Origin of the sequence: Methanobacterium formicicum, from assembly GCF_029848115.1 — an archaeon.
GTDB lineage: Archaea > Methanobacteriota > Methanobacteria > Methanobacteriales > Methanobacteriaceae > Methanobacterium > Methanobacterium formicicum.
Genome location: NZ_JARVXG010000056.1, coordinates 50,001 through 69,052 on the forward strand (window position 1 = coordinate 50,001; position 19,052 = coordinate 69,052).

Sequence of the window (19,052 nt, forward strand, 5' to 3'; positions counted from 1 at the left end):
TCTACTAATATGATTTTTTGCAGTGGATGTGGTGCTAAAAACCCTTCCAATGCCATGTTCTGCATGGAATGTGGAACGAAGATGGTTCATCCTTCTGAAAATGGCAGAAAAGATTCATCTGAGGAGGAAATGAAATCTTTGGGACTTGCACCTGCTGAATCCTATGCTTTGTTGCACATTGATTCTCCCAATATATCCACAGATAACACTCATGGGAAAGAATTGTTAAAATTAACCATGAAGGATCTTCTGGCCCGTAAAGTCATTAAAATAAATTCACGGGAAGAAAAAGGTTTTTTGTCTAAAAAAATGGTCAACAGGGTAAGTAAGGGAGAAAATTTTAACCAGGACCTAAAACCCTACCAAGAAGTTTTCACCAAACCACTGGGTAAAAATCAGGAACTAGAAATAAAAAAATACTTTAAAAATATACTAAAACAGTTCCGGTCTCGTTTAACCGGTCCCTTATTTTATAAATACAAAAATGATTTTGTAATGCCTGTTTTAATTGAAAAAGGATACGTAATATTAACAGAAAAGAAGGGAATGTTGTCTAATGCAAAATATGCTTTAACTGAAGAAGGTATTCGAGTTAAAGATAGAATAAATGATCTATTCATTGATTCCGATAATTTGTTAAATTGGATGGACTCCAATCCAGAAAAAGCTAAAGCTTTCCTAAGTGCAGTAGGTACCCATATATTTATCTTACCCTATGACCGTGGTCAACTGCAACTGTTAAAAAATAGACTGGCCAATGTTAAAACCAAAACATCAAAATTCTACCCTTACCTGTTGTATCCCCTTTCTGTGGGGGTGGGAATGAAATTAGGTATAAATTCTTCTAAAAAAAAGGAAGACCTTCTGGATTTTGATAATACCGTGGATTGGTTTGACTGGGATGTTCTAGATGCATTTGAAGATTTTGAAATGGATTCATTTGATGATGTTTTTGATTCCTTTGAGGATATATGCGATTCCTTTGAAGTTGCAGATGGAAATGATTGGTGAATTTTTAAATTCACAATAGTCTCCTTAGTTATTCAGGTTATAATCGAGCATCCATCGGCTTCCACAATAACCGTGTGTTCAGCCTGAGCCACCCTGGCACCACTTTTCTCGCGGAGCACATGGTAGGGATAAATTGCCCGGGAAGAAATAAGCTGCCTCATGGCAGGTTTTAACTGGCGGATGCCGGGTTCTTCATTTAACCATCTCTGGGCAAAAGGAAGGTTAGCGTATTTTAATTTAATGACTTCAAGTAACTTTCTGGCGGGTGCTAGACGTAATGGCCGGTCACGAAGGAATCTGAAAATAAATGTATCTTTCATATCTCCCACTACACCTATGCCATCAGTTACGAATGGTTCAATGGCCAGTATGTCTCCTTCTTCTAATTGGTGGTGGTTTTGTTCTTTTACGTTGGGTATGGACAATCCGGAGTGCAGTATCCACTGATCCATACTGTGGCCGGTGAGGTTAGCCACTGGTAGAAGTCCCTGGGATTTAACATATTCTTCCACAGCCTCCCCGATTTTACCCACCTCCGCACCAGCACGGACATTACTGATAGCAACTTCTAGGGCTTGGTTAGCGGTTTCAATTAGTTTTGTCTGTTTTTCCAGGGTGTAAACCTTATCTCCAGACTGGTAATGACCATCTCCTGAACCAATAATCACACTAGTGGCTGAATCGGCTATGAAACCATCAACATGGGCTCCCAAGTCTATTTTAACTAGATCTCCATCTTTTAAGATGGTTTCATCACCAGCAGGTGAGGTGTAATGGGCAGTGACTTCATTGATGGATATGTTGCAGGGAAAGGCGGGGAAACCTCCTCTTTTAATGATTTCTGATTCAATGAGGTTTACTAGACTTAAAACTTTCATTCCTTCATGAACTTCACTAACTGCGAGTTCTCTAACGTCTTTCACAATTTTGCCTGCTTTTTGGTACATCTCTATCATGACATCACTACATAAAATAATTTGTAAATCAAATTAAATATTATTAACCTGCTCTGTAACTTCTGCCTATATCTTTCTTGGCTTCAATTCTAAAGGAAGCACATTTTATCATATCCTTAAAAGGTGAAACTAAAAATAACAAAGCATTAATTATATAAAATCCAACATATTATATGTACTTTTCATATGAGAAGTCAACAAACGATTTAAAGTATTAATTGACTGGTATTAATTGTATAAAATTCAACAGGATAAAAATGGTAATTTAACCTTGTTTAAAGAAGCTTGCTTAATACTTTAAGTCGGCATTGATAAAATTCGTTTGTATTGAATTTAATTTGGTTTATTAATCATGGAATAGGGGGAATACAAATATGGCAGACACGGTAAGTATTTCACAAAATGTTTTTTTGTTGATTATTGCAGTAATTGCCCTGGTGGCAGTGATTGTAATTGTATTGCAATGGAGAAGGGTTAGAGAAGCCCAAAGTAACGTAACATTCCTTGAAAAACAGGCAGAACTTAAAAAAATCGAACTGGTGGAACGTGATCTGGAATCCAAGAGATTAATGGAAAATGTTATACCGCTACCCAAGGATCAGCAGGAACGGCTTTCCCAGATAAGAGGTGAAACATCCAAAATGATGCAAAAGGTGGGATTCCTGCACAGTGAAATTAATGAAAGAGTCACCCGTCTGGAAACACGTGCCGAGTATGAAAAGCTTCAGAAACTCCTGGATGATATTGAGAAAAAAGAAGCCGAGATGAATAAAAAAGGGAAAGTTAAAGGAGGTAAATAGGTTATGACTCCATTAGAAGTGTTTGCTATTCTTGTATTGGCTGGAGCAGTAGTTGTACTCCTATATTACTACCTACAGGATAACAGCAAGATCAATTTAAGCAGGGTAAAGAGTGATGCCACCAATTTAGGAGAAAAGGTCTATGGGGGGGCCAGTAATTTAGGTGAAAAAGTACAGGGCACTGGTGAAAAAGTTAATGGAGAGGGGTCTATGTCGGGGATGGGAGAAAAATTAAATGTTTCTGGTGTAAGTGAAAAAGTTACCGGGATGGGCGAAAAAATTAAGGGCAAAGTAAGTGTTCCCATCAGCACCGATAATCTATCCCACCGCATCGATCTTTTCCTGAATGAACAGAGTGACCAGCTGATAGAAGACTGGGATCTGGCCACTAAAAAGGATCTTTCTGCCCTTGAAAAACGTTTCAAAGTGGTTTCCACCGATATAGAATCTCTGGAAAAACGTTTCAACCAATATCGTGGTGCTACCAACAAGAAACTGGAAAACATTGAAGAGCGCCTGGAAAAACTGGAGAATCCTGAAGAAAAACCCAAAAAATAAAGGTTCGCCATGTTTCCAGAGATAGTATATTACATTTCTTATTCTTTAGCCCTATTTGGGGCTATTTTAGTTTTTTATGGGGGTATAAGGGCAGTAATCAAGGTTATTGCCCGAGAACTCCGCCGGAGTTCTGAAGGGTACAATGATATCCGACTGGATTTCACCACCAAGATCGTTTTGGGTTTGGAATTTTTCATTGCAGCTGACCTCATCAAGAGCATACTGCAACCAACCCTGAACGACGTCATTGTTCTGGCGGTGATCGTTGCCATACGAACGGTGGTAGGTTATTCTTTAAATTCAGAATTGAAGGAATTATCTGAGGTTAAATGACTATCTAGATGATTTGGCCAAGTTCCAATTAATATATAATAAAAAAATCCAATTAAATGGGATTACAGGGTGGGAATTTAAAAGATTTTTCCAGATGGAGGGAAACCTTTATATACTGTGAGACCCAACACTGGTATACAGCGGGGTGGGGTAGTCTGGTGATCCCGCGGGGCTCATAACCCCGAGAGCCCTAGTTCAAATCTAGGCCCCGCTACTCATTTTTTCATGGCCAGCCGAAGGGCAGCTACCGGTTTCTATAGATTTAATGTCTGTAGTTAAACTGAGGAAACTCCACCCATCGTACAGAACCGTGATGTCCTAAGACATCTGCTGAGAAGCAGGACTCTGGAGCAGAAACGACACGTCTTCTGGTGGATGAACATGAAGATCCGTCTGATTGACACCAGGAGGAACGGTGAAACGGCCAATCCACGGGATGCAAGGGTAAACACTGCCAGTGAATCCTGTATGAGGCAGAGGTAACTCGCATAGATGAATGCTGCCACCAACAGAAGGTGGGTTACTCTCGGCAGGCCATGATAATTCTTATTTTCATTAAATCAAATTAATCTTATTTTAATAAAATTAATAATATGGGATTGTTTCTTTTCAATGTGAAATTAAAAATAGTGATATTTGCCCTTATTAAGATTGATTTCAAATATCTGGTTAAAATAAAGAAAAAGAAGGATTATAAATTTTTAGTCCTTCTGGAAGTACATCAATATTCCGGTTAATAATAGCCAGATACCGATTAGTATTCCCAGGTAGAATGGGTCAGAAACCAGATATCCGAAGACCAGGTAAATAAGCCCGATTATTATGGCTACTACTCCGTTCCAGCGACTACCACCAGCTTTAGTGAACAGGGCAACTACACCGATGATAACCAGGAACAATCCTGCAATATAAATCAGTAATCCTGCCACGAAGCTGAATAATCCCGGATTTAAGACAAATCCAAGACCCAGCACCAGGGCGATAAGACCCAGCACTATCTCCAGAAGTCCCAAGCCGCTGCTCTCCACTCTGTCAGAAAAACCAGCTAATAATAGGCCAATACCTAAAAAGGCCACACCAATACCGGTTAAAACACTCAATGGAACTACTCCTGCCAGTGGGAAGGCCAAAACTATTATACCCAAAATAATCAGTACTATGGCCAGGGTGTTCTTTTGCATATTTTCCCTCCTATTTGTTAACAAACTCCCTTAGTGATAGATAATATGTTGTGCATAATTATTATATTTTTTGATCCATCCGTCTATAACCAATATTAATCTGATAAAGGAGGGAATGAACTACTAAATAGCAAAATAATTATTAAACACTACGGTTTAGAGTAAAAATACGGTTTAGAGTAAATAAATTAAGTTCTTAATTTTTAGTTTCTTTCCTTGAATTTTTTTAATAATTTTTAAAATAATCTCCAGTTATTTTATTCGGAGTATAAATTCTCAATGGTTAATTCCCCTGAAATAGTAGGGGTAAATCCGTAGCAATCTATATATGTTAATTGTGTTTTAAATAACAAACTAAAGTTTTCAACGTAGAAATACATAGTTACTGGGCAATATCCCTATAAATTATGTTATTTAGAAAATGAGAAATATTGGGAGAATTCAGTTAAAATCATTTCAAAGACTTATAATTTATAATCACTTTTTTGGGTAAAACTTTTTATTGAACTATAAATCACACAAATTGAAAATTTGGAGTTTAATTTGATGTTAACTAGTATTTTAACCGGTTTAGAAGGATTCATAGTCAGTTATGGGCCATGGGCAGTGTTTGGGGGTTCTATACTGGAACAGGTAGTGACTCCCATTCCCTCCAGTGTGGTAGTTCTGGGGGCCAGCTTCTTCCTAATGAAGGGAGTGGCTATGTCGGCAGGATCGCTGCAAACCATGTTCTTTAACATAAGCATTCCTGCAGCCTTGGGAGTAACCCTGGGTTCACTTTTATACTATGGAATAAGCTATAAAATCGGCATCCCCTTTGTTGAACGTGCCGGAAAATATCTGGGGGTTTCAGTAGAGGATCTGGAAGGTGTGGAGAAGCGTGTAAAGGAAAGCAGATATGAAAACCTGTTTCTTTTCACTGCCCGGTGTGTACCGGTGATCCCCAGTATAGCAATCAGTCTGTTCTGTGGTTTGATACGATACAACCCGCGTAATTACGTGTTAATAACGTTTTTCGGAGCGATGGTTCAGGCATCAATTTTGGGAATCATCGGATGGCAATTTGGAAACTTTTATCTTACCCTATCTGAGGGATTATCCTTTATAGATAATATAATCCTCGTAGTTCTGGTATTGGTGGTTGTTATCTTTGTATTGAAAAAAAGAAGTGAAAAAACGAGGGATTAACCTTAAATCATTGAAAGTTCATTGGCCAACAAATTCTTCGTAAGTTCTTAGGGATTTTGACAGGGCTGTGGTTTCGGTAATGGTCGTTCCCAGAACTATTGCCAGTAGTAGTTGTTCGGGGGATGCCCCGAATTCCCGGGCCACTTCCAGATGGGTGTTAAGACAGTGGGGTGATCCCAGGGCGGCCGCTGCCCCAATAGACACAAATTCCTTGGTTAATGGTGGTAAAACATCATCCACCATCATAACTTCCATTTTATCAAAGTAAGCCTTTAAAACAGGCGGATTTTCTGATAAAACCTGGAATATTTTGGGCACAAAACCAAAGTAACTGTTTATTTTATCCAGTATTTCTTCTACATCTATCTCGCAATTTTCATCAATGGTACTCACGTAATCACTTCTTTAGAACTTTTTTTCCAGCAAGCCTGATTAAATGAAAATTGGCTCCCCTAAAGTAAATAGTTATCCTCACCCCCTTTTATTTGGTGGAGGGGAACTATGAAAATAAGGTAGGTCTGGGGCGAGGTTAAAATTATTCTTATTGTTGAAGCCCTTAAATTAGATATTTCTGAATAATGGAAATGAAAATAAAAATTAATAATTCAGGGGATGATCCCTGGAGGAACTATTTTTTAAGGGTGTATTGCAGGTATTCAGTGACTTATGGCATCTTTTACCTTATCAAAAAATCCTTTGTCTTCATTATAGATTTCATCTCCACTGATGTCTGCAAACTCTTCTAAGAGTTCTTTTTGGCGTGGACTGAGTTTTCGGGGAGTGATTACTTTGACTTTCACGTAAAGGTTTCCCTTACCATTCCATCTTAGATGGGGCATCCCCTGACCTTTTATGCGGAAAGAGGTTCCAGTTTGGGTTCCGGCGGGTATTTTAAGCTCTACCTCTCCATCGATGGTGGGGACATCTACTTTATCTCCCAGGGTGGCCTGTACAAAGCTGATTGGTTTCTCGTAATGGAGGTTGGCTCCTTCCCTCTGGAAGTACTGGTGGGGTTTCACCCGGATAAGGACGTAGAGATCCCCCGGTGGTCCGCCACGTTTACCCACATCACCTTCACCTGGAACACGTAATCGGCTTCCATCTTCCACCCCGGCGGGTATTTTAACATTGATGGTGCTTTTTTGTCTTACAATACCCTTACCATGGCATTCATGGCAGGGGGTGTCTATTATTTTCCCTTCCCCACGACAGGCGCTGCAGGGGCGTATAGTGGCAAACTGGCCCAGAGGAGTGTTCTGCACCTGTCTTACCTGGCCACTTCCACCACAGACATCACAGGTCCGGCTTTCAGTACCGGGTTCTGCTTTTGATCCATTACAACGGGGGCAGGTTTTTTTGTGGGGGACTTCAATGTCCTCTTCCACTCCCTGGGAGGCCTCTTCCAGGGTGATCTTCATTTCGTATAGTACATCGTCACCCTGTTGAGGTCCGTTGCGGCGGCCTCCTCCAAATCCAAAGAGGTCGAATATGCTTTCAAAGCCACCTCCACCTCCACCACTACTTCCTCCGAAGCCGAATCCTCGGAAGATGTCTTCGAAGTTTATATTGTTGAAAATGTCTTCCTGGCTGAATCCATTCATTCCTGCGTGGCCGTACTGGTCGTAAGTGTTTCTTTTCTCTTCATCAGAAAGCACGGCGTAAGCTTCGCTGATTTCTTTGAATTTTTCACCTGCTTCAGGGTCTTCGCTCACATCAGGGTGATATTCCATGGCCAGTTTACGGTAGGCCTTTTTAATATCTTTCTTGGTGGCTCCCTTTTCCACTCCCAGGACTTCGTAGTAATCGCGCTTATCTGCCATGGTTAATCTTCCTCAAATACTTCAAATATGTTGATTGATAATGGAATTAGAATCAATTTCTATTTCTTATATGAAATTTTCCATTAGTATATTAAATCATTGTGTATTTCAATTTTAGTAAAATAAATATAATAAAAGTGTGGGGTAGGGGAGGAATAAATCCTCACCCTAATAATTTATTTCGGGGGGGTTTTACTTTTTAACCTCGTAGTCAGCATCGATGGTGTCGTCATCTTGAGGATCCTGACCAGCCTGGCCTGCATCCTGTCCTTGCTGTTGGGCCTGTTCTTGCTGGGCCTGTTGGTAGATGGCAGCTCCAACTTCCTGTACTGCTTTGGTTAATTCTTCAGTTTTGTTCTTGATGGCTTCCAGGTCATCTCCGCCCACCACTTCCCGGAGTTCCTTGACCAGTCCTTCGATCTTGGTTTTCTGCTCGGGCTGAACCTTGTCTGCCAGTTCATCCAGGGTCTTCTCTGCAGTGTAGATCATGGAGTCGGCATTGTTCCGGATTTCCACTTCTTCCTGACGTTTTTTATCCTCTTCAGCGTGCTGTTCAGCTTCGTGGATCTTCTGGTCGATTTCATCCTCGGATAACTTGTTGGGGGCGGTAATGGTAATTGCCTGTTCCTTACCGGTTCCCATATCCTTGGCAGATACATTCAGGATACCGTTGGCGTCTATGTCAAAGGTAACTTCGATCTGTGGCATTCCACGTGGTGCTGGTGGTATTCCGATCAGTTGGAATCTGCCCAGGGTGGTGTTTCCACTGGCCACTGATCTTTCACCCTGCAGGACGTGTATGTCCACTGAAGTCTGGTTGTCCGCAGCGGTACTGAATACCTGACTTTTCTTGGTGGGTATGGTGGTGTTTCTTTCGATTAACTTGGTGAATACTCCTCCCAGGGTTTCAATACCCAGGGATAAGGGGGTAACATCCAGAAGGACCAGGTCCTTGATTTCACCGGCGAGTACTCCTCCCTGAATGGCAGCTCCCACAGCCACACATTCCATGGGATCGATTCCCCGTTCTACAGGTTTTCCAATGTAGTCTTCCACAAATTTTTGGACAATGGGCATTCGGGTAGGTCCTCCCACCAGGATGATCTTATCTACATCGCCTTTGGACATCTTGGCATCTTTCAGTGCCTGTTCCATTGGTGCAGAGCAGCGTTTGATGATGGAGTCCACCAGTTCTTCCAGTTTGGCCCGGGTCAGGGTGTGGGTCAGGTGTTTTGGCCCATCTTGGGTGGCGGTTATAAATGGCAGGTTAATTTCAGTTTTCAGGGTGGTGGATAATTCGATTTTGGCTTTTTCAGCGGCTTCCCTTAATCTCTGCACGGCCTGGTCATCATTTAAAAGGTCCACACCGGTTTCTTTTTTGAATTCTGCAGCCAGGTAATTCATGATGGAGGCGTCCATGTCAGTCCCGCCCAGTTTGGTGTCCCCACTGGTGGATCTAACTTCAAACACTCCTCCTCCGAATTCCATGATGGTCACGTCCAGGGTACCTCCCCCGAAGTCGAAGACCATTATTTCCAGTTCATCTTCGTTTGCCTTATCAATACCGTAGGCCAGGCTAGCAGCGGTGGGTTCGTTAACCAGTCGCACTACATCCAGTCCAGCAATGGTTCCTGCATCTTTGGTGGCGGTTCTCTGGTTGTCGTCGAAGTAAGCCGGTACGGTAATAACTGCCTTTTTCACTTCTTCACCCAGGAATGCTTCCGCATCCTTCTTTATCTTTTGCAGGATAAATGCTGAGATTTCCTGTGGGGTGTACTGTTTTCCAGATATGTCTACTTTGTAGTTGGTACCCATCTGCCTTTTAATGGCGGTGATGGTTTTTTCCGGGTTGGTTACTGCCTGTCTCCGGGCAGGTTCTCCCACCAGTCGCTGACCATCATCAGTGAAGGCCACGTAGCTGGGGAATGATTTACCGTACTGGGTAGCTCCCTCTGCACTGGGTATGATGGTTGGCTTACCACCCACCAGCACTGCCGCAGCAGAGTTACTGGTTCCCAGGTCAATTCCTATAATTTTTTCGGTTTTAGCCATACAAATTCACCTCTAATTTTTATTATTTCTTGCAAACTTTAACTTTAGAATACTTTATAACCTTAGAATTTAATTTATAACCTTTACAAAGCTCTTCAATAACTTCTCCATTCTCAAAGTCATCATGAGCCTCAGCCATGAGTGCTTCGTGCTGGTAGGGGTCGAATTTCTCTCCCTGGGCCGGGATCTCTTCCAGACCTTCTCCTTCCAGGATCTTTTTCAGGTTCTGGTGGATCATCTGCACCCCTTCGTGGAGATCATTGGATTTGCCAGATTTAAGGGCCCTTTCCAAATCCTCGTAGGAGTCCAGTATCTTGACAATGAGTTTTTCATTGGCATAATGGATTTGTTCACTTAGTTCTTTATCGGTTCGTTTTTTGAAGTTATCAAAATCGGCCTGAAGCCTTAAAAGCTGTTCATGGTATTGTTCTATTTTTTCATCCTTGGTTTTTATTTCCTCTTCCTTCTCCTTGATTTCATCATTTTTTTTCTGGATCTCTGACTCTAACTCATTCAGATCATCCTTCATCTGGTCAACGTCTTTTTTATCAGTCATTTATTCACCTTTATTCGGGGATGGGAAGATTTGAGCAACTTAACATTATAGTTACCATTGGTTATATAAACCTTTCTCTGCACCCTGGTTATAGTTACCAAAAGTTATATAAAACTATAGTTACCAAAGGTTATATAAACCTTTCTAAAAAATTGTATTATAATAACCATGGGTTATAAAAAAATTCATAATACTTTTGGGGTAACATTCCTTTGAATGGCATCCCTGAGAGGTTTTAGCAATCAAGATATTAATTGCAATAGATGATCACTTGAACTAATTGAAACTGAGATTGATTTAGATAAATAGATAAATCAAATCAACAACATTAATAATTATACAGAGAAAAAGTGGATGAAAAATGGATTTAGAGCTATTACTGGATGTCATGGGCTGCAAAACCCGCCGGGACATACTGGACCTTCTAAGGGATGAGCCACGTTTTGTCAGCCAGATATCTCGGGAACTGGAAATTGGTCAGAAGGCCATAATTGAACACCTGCGGGCCATGGAAGAAGCAGGCCTTTTAAGCTCAAATTTTCAGAAAATAGAGCGTGGAAGACCTCGGAAATATTACGACATTTCCCATGATGTGGAGTTCCAGATATTCATTAGCCAGGGTACCATACGGGTGAAAGCCCCGGGGCATGAATTCCAGGAACTGCAGATGCTGGAAGAAAGGGCCAGAATGGGTGAAGATGTTTCACCTGAACTGGAAAACCTCATCAAAAACTATGACGAAGCCAAAAAACATGCAGAACTCCTGTTAAAACAGGTGGATGCCCGGAAACGGGCGTTGAAGGTACGTTCCCTTAACCTGCCAGTCATGTTTGAGGATGAATCATCGGATGAGAAACCTTAATTTTTAGTTTTTTTTACATATTTCTATATTAAAAAGGTTATTCTCATTTTTTTATCATTTTTTTTAAATTTAAATTCTCAAACTTTTTGTCCAAGTTTTAAACTAATTTTTAATAAATAATTCTTAATATATTCTTGTTCTAAAACAGTTTATTCCGTTTTAAATTTTTTCCCATATTTTAAAGCAGCCACTGCAGCCTGCCCCAGGGAAACCGAACCATCACCAGCACAACTATTTTTATGCTGAATAAAAGTGTAACCGGCATCTTCCACAACTTCTTTAATGGTCATACTGATCGCTTCGTTGTAGAAAACTCCTCCCGAACCCCCTATTGTATTTAAGCCATTTTTACGTGCGGCCCGGGTGGCCAGATCAGCCAGACCCCGGGAAACTGCCTTTTGTGCGGAACAGGCCAGATCGGCAACTGGTTCCCCCTCCAGTTTCCTTTCCAAAACAGATAAAAGTAGCTGGGAAGTGTCCAGAACATCTCTTCCATTGTAATGTGAAATTTTAAGGGGTATTTCGAAGGTATCATCACCCTGATAGGCAGTTGATTCCAGTTTCATGGCGCATTCTCCTTCATAGGTCCTTTCCCCACATATCTGGAGACAGGCTGATAGTGCGTCAAGAACCCGGCCGGTGCTGGTGCTTTCAGTGAGGTTGAAGTTTTTCTCCAGCTGGTTGGCCACCACGTCCACTTCCTTTGCTCCGTGGGGGAAGTAATCTGGGTAATGGGTTTTCATGAGATCCCGGAGTTCGTCTGGACTGTAATATGGTTGGAGCATGGCCATCATCATCCGGGCAGGATAGCGCGTGGTTAAATCTCCTCCTGGCATCTTTTGAGGAATTAAACTGGCCAGTCTCTCGTATTCTGCTCCGTGGTAATGGAGTATCTCCCCACCCCAGGCACCGCCATCTGCACCGTAGCCCACACCGTCGGCAGCAATGCAGATAAACTCATCCACTCCCCAATCCAGGGATAATGCTGCAGCATGGGCATGGTGGTGTTGTACCGGCAGCACAGGGCAGTTAAACCTTTCACCCAGATCATGGGCCAATTTGGTGGTAAAAAACTGGGGATGAAGATCACAGGCCACCGCATCAATATCATCCGTCTGAGTGATTCCCATCATGTACTCGATTGCCTTCTGGAGATAGAGGAAAGTCTCGTACTTGGTGGTATCCCCTATATGCTGGGAAACGTAACATCTGCCTTCTTTAAGCAGGGAAAAAGTCACATCAATCTCTGGACCCAGGGCCAGAACATTCAGATCAGTGCTTATACTGGAAAGATCGTAGGGTTCCGGAACGTAACCCCGGGAACGTCTGATAAATGCCATATCGCCACCACGGAAGCGTACCACACTGTCATCGCAACGATTAATGATTTCACGATTGTGGAGGAGGAAATAATCAGCCACTCCCTCCAGTTTACTGATTATCTCCGGGTTATGGGTGAGCATGGGTTCCCCGGGCATGTTGGCCGAGGTCATGATGTAGGCTGGTGTATCGGTGTAGGTGAAAAGAAGATGGTGCAGGGCAGAGTAGGGGAGCATAACCCCCAGGTTATGGAGATCCGGGGCAACAGTGGGGGATAAATAGTAATCCTGATTCTTTTTAAGGATAACAATGGGTCTGTTTCGGGATAAAAGGGCTTCTTCCTCATAGTCTGCCACCTCAGCAAAGCTTTGGATGGTGGCCACATCCGGGGACATGCAGGCAAAGGGCTGGTTCATCCGGCCCAGTCTCCTGCGCAAGTTTAGGACGGCTTCATCTTCCAGGGTACTGGCCACCAGGTGGGTGCCTCCAATACCTTTCATGGCCAGAATGTGCCCTTCATCCAGAAGTCGGGCCGCTTCCTTAAGGGGATTATCTGATTCAACTCTACCTTCCTGGTAGAGAAAAACTTCTGGCCCGCATACCGGGCAGCAGGTGGCTTCAGCATGGTAACGTCGGTCTTCCGGGTCCTGATATTCCTCTAGGCAATCTGGACACAGAGGAAATTCTTCCATGGATGTTCGCTGGCGATCGTAGGGAATGGAACTGATAACTGTAAAGCGAGGCCCACAATCAGTGCAGGCCGTGAAGGGATACTGGTGACGACGGTCACCGGCCTTCATAACTTCTTCCAGGCAGCGGTCACAGGTGGCCACATCGGGGGGGATCACCGATGATCCGGAAAAATTGGCGGAACTTTCCAGGATCTGGAAACCTTCCAACTCTGGCTGGTCATTTTCCATCCACTCCATATCCAGTGAATCAATTTTGGCAATGGGTGGTTTTTTTAGTTTAAGGTCGTGGGTGAAGGTTTCAATATCTTCTTCATTTCCCTGCACAACTATTTCAACCACGTTACCCAGGTTCCGCACGTACCCATTAATTCCCAGTGCTTTAGCTATTCGGTAAACATTGGGGCGGAATCCCACTCCCTGCACTATTCCCTGGACAAGTATTCGTGCTTTTTTCAATTTGATGCCTCTTCTGGTAAATTTTCAGGACCGATTTTAAGGATAATTGGATATGATAACCCTTAATTAATAGTAGAAAAATTCAAAGTAAAAGATCCGTTAGTTTATAGAATTGTTTTTAATGTTTCAGCTTTATATATAAATTTGATGAGGCAACGATAGTATGAAAAAAATACTCCAAAATCTAATCAACGGTGATATATCAGTGGAAGAAGCTGAAAAAATGCTTAAAACCATGCAAATTGTTGAATTGGAGGATTTTGCTAAATTAGATACTGGTCGTGATCTTCGCACTGGATTCCCGGAGGCGATTTTTGCAGAAGGTAAAGAGGAACCAGAGCTAATTAAGATCATTGAAGAATGTGCAAAAAGGGGCAGAGTACTCATAACCCGATTGGAAGAAACTAAATACAATACTATTAAAGAAAAAATCTCTAATCTCCAAAATGATGGTTATGAGTTTGAATACAACCGAAAAGCCCGGATTTTGCTCATTAAAGATGGGGAGATTGAAAAGCAGGGTAAGATCGGAATCATTACCGCCGGCACTTCTGACGTACCCGTGGCTGAAGAGGCCAGGGTAGTGGCCGAAGAAGCAGGTTGTGAAGTTCTAACATCCTATGATGTGGGTGTGGCTGGAATTCACCGTTTATTCCATCAAATCCGACGGATGATAGAAGAAGATGTAAAGGCCCTAATTGTGGTGGCCGGAATGGAAGGCGCTTTACCCTCAGTGGTTGCGGGATTAGTGGATGTCCCGGTAATTGGGGTACCCACATCGGTAGGTTATGGTGTTGGAGCTGGAGGATTTACAGCATTAAATGCTATGTTACAGTCATGTGCTCCGGGGATAGCTGTGGTAAACATAGACAACGGTTTTGGAGCAGCGGTATTTGCCTCCACTATTGTTAAGCAAATAGACAGGAAGGGGCAGTAACTGGGTCACCCAAATTTTTAGTCCCTTGAACTATGGTATTGTGGGGGCAATCTCTTGGGGTGTTAAATTAGGTGATGAGCACCAGGTTAAGGAACACCATCATAATAAATATTAAAGCGTACCATTTTTCATTTTTAAGGTTTAATCTCCCTGTATCCAGTAACCATTGCAATATGCTGGCTAAAATAACGGTTAAAATAACTGCAAAGCCAATTCCGAATAATACATCTGAAAGGAAATGCACACCTGCAAACAAACGGCTAAAAGCCAGGGTAATGGCAAAAATCAGTAAGATAATAGCCAAAGTCACGGTTTTCCCGTTTCTTTTAAAAGTGTCATCACTGGTCAAAAAACATATTATAAGGGGTAATGTACCAGCAAATGCTTGAAAAGAGTGTCCTGAGGGAAAAGAAAACCCGTTTACATAATATAAACTATTTATGTCAGGATAAAGTACCCACGGACGTGGAACGGCGAATAGATCTTTCATGACGGGGTCCACCAGGGGAGTGCCAATGGCACTGGTCATTATGGCCAGTAAAAATACTATTCTGTAAGGTTTTAGATTATTAAGTTTGAATGAGACTAAATATAGGATGGAAAGGGGTATTCCAATAACGTACAGCATGTATTTGGTGTAGTAATACCAGAACCCGGCAAATAAGGGATCAGTACGCAGTGTGTTAAAACTGGCCACTAACCAGTAATTGAAGTCTGGAATGAAATAGGCAATTAGGGTAGCTATCCATAAAATAGCCGTGCATAAAATTAAAAATAATTTTTTACTGGTTCCCAGATCAAATAGCTTTAATCCAGAGTTTGATGGGGAGGGGTTGTCTATTTTCATTTTGCCACGTTTAATTTGAGGGGAGCTGAATTAATTAATATTATCTAATTATTTCCCTAGTTTTCATTGTATTCACAGTATTTCTTTCCCCAATCACATAATGAATCCAAAATAGGTAGTACAGACTCTCCTTTGGCAGTTAAGGAGTATTCAACCCTGGGAGGAACTTCAGGGTACACTTTTCTGTTGATTATACGGTCTTTTTCCAATTCACGCAGGGTTTTGGTGAGCATGCGCTGACTTATTTCTGGTAATTTATTGTTAATTTCACCAAATCTCAATTTACCATCTTTTAGGGAACATAATACTAATGATTTCCATTTGCCACCGATTTCATTTACGGCAGCTTCTACGGAACAGATATAATCCCCTTTGTCTCCGTTAACAGCCATATTACCACTCCAATCCCCATGCTTGTCTTGAATTCATTTTTAATTTTACTTTGTATTTAATTTTTGGAAAAATACAAGATACCCTTAATATTCTATACTATCATAGGTGATACTAAGTATACAATATGTAAGTATATATTCTCTCTGTCAGTACGTACTTTAAATAGAATTAGTTACTTTATTATTGTTAAGTACTTATCGAGGTGAAAAACATGCTAGTACAATTCGATTTACAACACTTTTGCTGTGGTCCTAAAGGCTGTCAGATAGAAATAGAATACGGCGAAATGCTGGACGCAGAGTAAGAGGGATAAACAAGTTAAATAACTATTTTTTCTTTTTTTTTAATTTTTAAATTAAGGAGTTTATTTTCAAGATGTAATAATTGTAGGCAGATGTGTTTCTATGGATGTTTTCGAAGCAGTTACCCAGAGGAAAAGCATTAGAAAATATAAAGATAAGGAAATTGAGAAGGAAAAACTCATAAAAGTATTGGAATCGGCTAGAATAGCTCCATCAGCTTCTAATCGCCAGGAATGGAAATTTATCGTGGTGAAGGATGAGGATACCCGAAGTAGATTGGTAAGTGCAGCCCATTACCAGAAATTTGTGGGACAAGCACCAGTTACCATTGTGGCCTGTTCAACAGAATCTGAAAGGATCATGCCCTGTGGTCAGCACGCCTACACCGTTGACCTGTCTATTGCTGTGTCTTTCATGATGCTGGAAGCCACAGAACTTGGCCTGGGAACCTGCTGGTTAGGTGCCTTTGATGAGGAGGCGGTTAAGGAGATTCTGGGCATTCCCTCAGATATTAGAGTTCCGGCCATGTTCACCTTGGGATATGCCGATGAAAATCCGGTAGCCCGGCCCCGTAAAGCCCTGAAGGACATTGTATCCCATGAAAAATATGAATAGCTAGTTTGTCCGGATGGCACTAATCTTATTTAATCTATCTAATCTTATCTGATATTACTTATCTAATCTATTATCTATCAAATTTACCTATCTATTAATCCGAAATATTTTCATTTATCCTTTCTTACGTAATCCATGGGGACAGATATAAACACACATACCGCAGACTGACCATTCTTCCCCTGAGTTGAGGTACTGTTCACATTTGGCGGCGTCATATCGCACTTCACGCGGATCTTCCTCAGAAAAGGGCACACCCGTGAAGGCAGAAACCGGGCAAATGTCTACACAATCTGTGCATTCACCACAGTGCTCATCCCGGGGACTACCAGTTATCTCTAGGGGGGCATCAGTGAGTATGGTTATCCATCGTACCCGTGGCCCAAATTTAGGAGTAATCAGAAGGCAACTTTTACCAATCCAACCGTGCCCCGCCAAGTGGGCGGCTAATTTATGGGACAACAGGGCACATATCCGTTCATCGTCGTAACGTTCCGATGCCGGTAAGGGCAGGGCGCGGAAACCCTCACTTTGGACCAGGCTGCTTAAACTGGAGGCTAATAGATCCAGCCGCCGGTTGATTATGTCGTAACCATGGTGGTGATAGTTAACTGCCACTCCCTTTTCATGGCGATGGGGAAGCTGGTCTACAATACTGTCCATTATCCTTATTCCTATGGAGATAGCCCGTGGATAGGATGCCACCTCTTCCCCTCCCTGATCCTGGATGAAGTCCCTGACTGCTGCTAGATCAGCCACTCCATAAAAATCAGCCCCCTCATCAAGGACTCGTTCTCTGATTTTATTATCTAAAGGCAGGGTACTATTTGTTTCAATCAAATCCATATCCTCCTAATATTATCCGGATCTTGAGTTTTTCCTGGTATTCATATCCTTAATCTAATTTGAACCTTATTTCTTGCCATAAAGCACAACGAAGTTGTAATATTTGTAATAAACATCTACATCCCTATAACCAATTTCTTCAAGCCATTTCAGGTTATCTTGTAGGCGAGCCGGGTTATCCAGTTTCATCCGGTCCAGTATTATCTTTTTTTCAGATTCAGAAAGGGAACCCAGGTGTATCTTTTCCATCCAGTTCCGCTGATACTCCTCTTCACTGGCAGGATGGGGTCCCAGGACCTGGTCGGCGTTGATGAACACACCCCCGGGCCCAAGATGCTGGTAAATTTTCCCGTATAAAAACTTCTTATCGGAGTGTTCCAGGTGATGGATGGAGAGTGATGAAACTATTATATCAAATTCGTCTCCAAAATCATGTTTAAGGTAATCTCCAACGATGTAACTAAAATTAGAACCTTTCTTAAACCGGGATTCAGCCACTTCCAGCATCTCCTCTGACAGATCCAGGAGGGTGAAACAGCCCTCAGGGTACCTCTGGTGCAGATAACTGGTAAGAAGCCCGGTTCCAGCACCTAAATCCAGAATTTTGGGCTTAGGATGAGGGGAAGTGGCCAGATCAGAAGTCACTCCGTAGAGATCTTCCAGACAGGGGATCACATGCTTTCGCTGCCGGTCATAAGAAGAAGCTCCCTGGTTGAATTTTTCTTTTAATATCTTACCCAGATTTTTTTCCTCCAAAAAGGATCCTCCTTCATATCATTAGCTGTGTTTTAATAAAAATATCATTTTAGTATTAAATTAAATTACCGTTCTTCATCAGGGATTTGCTCCAGGGTTACCGATCGCCGGCAGAATCCGTAACGTTCATAGAAGGGCACAGTTTCCTGATTACCAAAAGACACCCGTACACTCTTTTTAGTCACACCTTTTCCCTTCATCCATTTCAGGGAACGTTTCATTAACTCATCTCCCCAACCCTGGCCCCGGCAATTCTCTGCAACGTAGATGGAATCAATTTCTCCTTCTTTATCCGGGTTGATGGTGGTGATGCAGTAGGCCACTGGTATTCCTGATTTTTTATTCTTTACCAGTCCGATGTGCATATCTCCTTCCCGGGACTTTTCCAACAGAACCTCAACTCGTTTTTGGAAGGTGAAATGGGCATAATGCTCCTTGAAATTTGATTCCTGTTTTAGATGGTGTTGATTCAGTTTTTCCCACAGTGGCTGGACTAAATTCAGATTACTGGCATCAGTTTCAACAATTATCATATTTTCCATGGGTAATCCTCTAAATAATATTATTGAAT

General features: G+C 41.9%; 20 protein-coding genes, 1 tRNA gene and 1 other RNA gene (1 of these 22 only partly in view). 10 read left to right on the forward strand and 12 right to left on the reverse strand.

The genetic code is table 11. The annotated features are described in order from the left end of the window. Positions 1–1,011: the 3' portion of a zinc-ribbon domain-containing protein gene (locus QC759_RS09805; RefSeq protein ID WP_048072720.1), read on the forward strand. Its footprint begins 21 nt before the window's first position; only the last 1,011 of its 1,032 coding nucleotides appear in the window; its start codon lies beyond the left edge, outside the window; the stop codon is at positions 1,009–1,011. Positions 1,012–1,043: 32 nt separating this feature from the next. On the opposite strand, the gene map is transcribed toward QC759_RS09805, so the two are convergent. Continuing rightward, positions 1,044–1,967 carry a type II methionyl aminopeptidase gene (gene map, locus QC759_RS09810; protein ID WP_048072719.1) on the reverse strand — a complete coding sequence of 308 codons (924 nt, stop codon included), beginning with the start codon at positions 1,965–1,967 and terminating at the stop codon, positions 1,044–1,046. Positions 1,968–2,341: 374 nt separating this feature from the next. On the opposite strand from map, the gene QC759_RS09815 reads away from it, so the two are divergent. From QC759_RS09815 to rnpB, 5 genes are all read left to right on the forward strand, one after another. Continuing rightward, positions 2,342–2,767: a membrane protein gene (locus tag QC759_RS09815; protein WP_048072718.1), complete on the forward strand. Its 426-nt coding sequence runs from the start codon at positions 2,342–2,344 to the stop codon at positions 2,765–2,767. Between the two features lie 3 nt (positions 2,768–2,770). Continuing rightward, positions 2,771–3,325, forward strand: coding sequence for a hypothetical protein (locus QC759_RS09820; protein ID WP_048072717.1), 555 nt, complete (start codon positions 2,771–2,773; stop codon positions 3,323–3,325). A 9-nt stretch (positions 3,326–3,334) separates the two neighbouring features. Then, positions 3,335–3,658 (forward strand): DUF1622 domain-containing protein, encoded by a 324-nt coding sequence (locus QC759_RS09825; RefSeq protein WP_048072716.1) that lies wholly within the window; start codon positions 3,335–3,337, stop codon positions 3,656–3,658. 139 nt (positions 3,659–3,797) lie between these two features. Further along, positions 3,798–3,872 (forward strand) — tRNA-Met (locus QC759_RS09830). 14 nt (positions 3,873–3,886) lie between these two features. Then, an RNA gene (gene rnpB, locus QC759_RS09835) (RNase P RNA component) lies at positions 3,887–4,193 on the forward strand. A 166-nt stretch (positions 4,194–4,359) separates the two neighbouring features. Here the strand turns inward: rnpB and QC759_RS09840 are convergent. Continuing rightward, on the reverse strand, positions 4,360–4,839 hold the full coding sequence (locus QC759_RS09840) for a DUF308 domain-containing protein (RefSeq protein ID WP_048072715.1): 480 nt from the start codon (positions 4,837–4,839) through the stop codon (positions 4,360–4,362). 546 nt (positions 4,840–5,385) lie between these two features. On the opposite strand from QC759_RS09840, the gene QC759_RS09845 reads away from it, so the two are divergent. Next, on the forward strand, positions 5,386–6,027 hold the full coding sequence (locus QC759_RS09845; RefSeq protein WP_048072714.1) for a DedA family protein: 642 nt from the start codon (positions 5,386–5,388) through the stop codon (positions 6,025–6,027). Between the two features lie 18 nt (positions 6,028–6,045). On the opposite strand, the gene QC759_RS09850 is transcribed toward QC759_RS09845, so the two are convergent. The 4 genes from QC759_RS09850 to grpE all read right to left on the reverse strand — a co-directional run bounded on the left by QC759_RS09850 (position 6,046) and on the right by grpE (position 10,455). Next, entirely contained in the window at positions 6,046–6,420 is a 375-nt protein-coding gene (locus tag QC759_RS09850) for a carboxymuconolactone decarboxylase family protein (protein WP_048072713.1), read from the reverse strand. 263 nt (positions 6,421–6,683) lie between these two features. Beyond that, positions 6,684–7,847, reverse strand: coding sequence for a molecular chaperone DnaJ (gene dnaJ, locus QC759_RS09855; protein WP_048072712.1), 1,164 nt, complete (start codon positions 7,845–7,847; stop codon positions 6,684–6,686). A 192-nt stretch (positions 7,848–8,039) separates the two neighbouring features. Continuing rightward, a complete protein-coding gene (gene dnaK, locus QC759_RS09860) occupies positions 8,040–9,899 on the reverse strand; it encodes a molecular chaperone DnaK (protein WP_048072711.1) in 1,860 nt (619 codons plus the stop codon). A gap of 22 nt (positions 9,900–9,921) precedes the next feature. After that, positions 9,922–10,455 carry a nucleotide exchange factor GrpE gene (gene grpE, locus QC759_RS09865; RefSeq protein ID WP_048072710.1) on the reverse strand — a complete coding sequence of 178 codons (534 nt, stop codon included), beginning with the start codon at positions 10,453–10,455 and terminating at the stop codon, positions 9,922–9,924. A 361-nt stretch (positions 10,456–10,816) separates the two neighbouring features. Between grpE and QC759_RS09870 the strand changes: the two genes are divergently transcribed. Next, positions 10,817–11,317, forward strand: a complete 501-nt coding sequence (locus QC759_RS09870) for an ArsR/SmtB family transcription factor (protein ID WP_048072709.1) — start codon at positions 10,817–10,819, stop codon at positions 11,315–11,317. A gap of 149 nt (positions 11,318–11,466) precedes the next feature. On the opposite strand, the gene hypF is transcribed toward QC759_RS09870, so the two are convergent. Beyond that, a complete protein-coding gene (gene hypF / locus QC759_RS09875) occupies positions 11,467–13,785 on the reverse strand; it encodes a carbamoyltransferase HypF (RefSeq protein ID WP_048072708.1) in 2,319 nt (772 codons plus the stop codon). Positions 13,786–13,948: 163 nt separating this feature from the next. Between hypF and larB the strand changes: the two genes are divergently transcribed. Next, the gene (gene larB / locus QC759_RS09880; RefSeq protein WP_048072707.1) at positions 13,949–14,722 is read left to right on the forward strand and encodes a nickel pincer cofactor biosynthesis protein LarB; all 774 of its coding nucleotides are present in this window, start codon (positions 13,949–13,951) and stop codon (positions 14,720–14,722) included. A gap of 67 nt (positions 14,723–14,789) precedes the next feature. Here larB and QC759_RS09885 read toward each other — a convergent pair whose 3' ends face one another. Continuing rightward, the gene (locus QC759_RS09885) at positions 14,790–15,569 is read right to left on the reverse strand and encodes a phosphatase PAP2 family protein (protein ID WP_048072706.1); all 780 of its coding nucleotides are present in this window, start codon (positions 15,567–15,569) and stop codon (positions 14,790–14,792) included. 56 nt (positions 15,570–15,625) lie between these two features. Further along, on the reverse strand, positions 15,626–15,961 hold the full coding sequence (locus QC759_RS09890; protein WP_048072705.1) for a winged helix-turn-helix transcriptional regulator: 336 nt from the start codon (positions 15,959–15,961) through the stop codon (positions 15,626–15,628). A 405-nt stretch (positions 15,962–16,366) separates the two neighbouring features. On the opposite strand from QC759_RS09890, the gene QC759_RS09895 reads away from it, so the two are divergent. Next, on the forward strand, positions 16,367–16,879 hold the full coding sequence (locus QC759_RS09895) for a nitroreductase family protein (protein WP_048072704.1): 513 nt from the start codon (positions 16,367–16,369) through the stop codon (positions 16,877–16,879). Positions 16,880–16,993: 114 nt separating this feature from the next. Here QC759_RS09895 and QC759_RS09900 read toward each other — a convergent pair whose 3' ends face one another. From QC759_RS09900 to QC759_RS09910, 3 genes are all read right to left on the reverse strand, one after another. Next, positions 16,994–17,719: a 4Fe-4S double cluster binding domain-containing protein gene (locus tag QC759_RS09900; RefSeq protein ID WP_279845686.1), complete on the reverse strand. Its 726-nt coding sequence runs from the start codon at positions 17,717–17,719 to the stop codon at positions 16,994–16,996. Positions 17,720–17,791: 72 nt separating this feature from the next. Continuing rightward, positions 17,792–18,481 (reverse strand): methyltransferase domain-containing protein, encoded by a 690-nt coding sequence (locus QC759_RS09905; RefSeq protein WP_048072702.1) that lies wholly within the window; start codon positions 18,479–18,481, stop codon positions 17,792–17,794. Positions 18,482–18,546: 65 nt separating this feature from the next. After that, positions 18,547–19,023 carry a GNAT family N-acetyltransferase gene (locus QC759_RS09910; protein ID WP_048072701.1) on the reverse strand — a complete coding sequence of 159 codons (477 nt, stop codon included), beginning with the start codon at positions 19,021–19,023 and terminating at the stop codon, positions 18,547–18,549. Positions 19,024–19,052 lie beyond the last annotated feature (29 nt).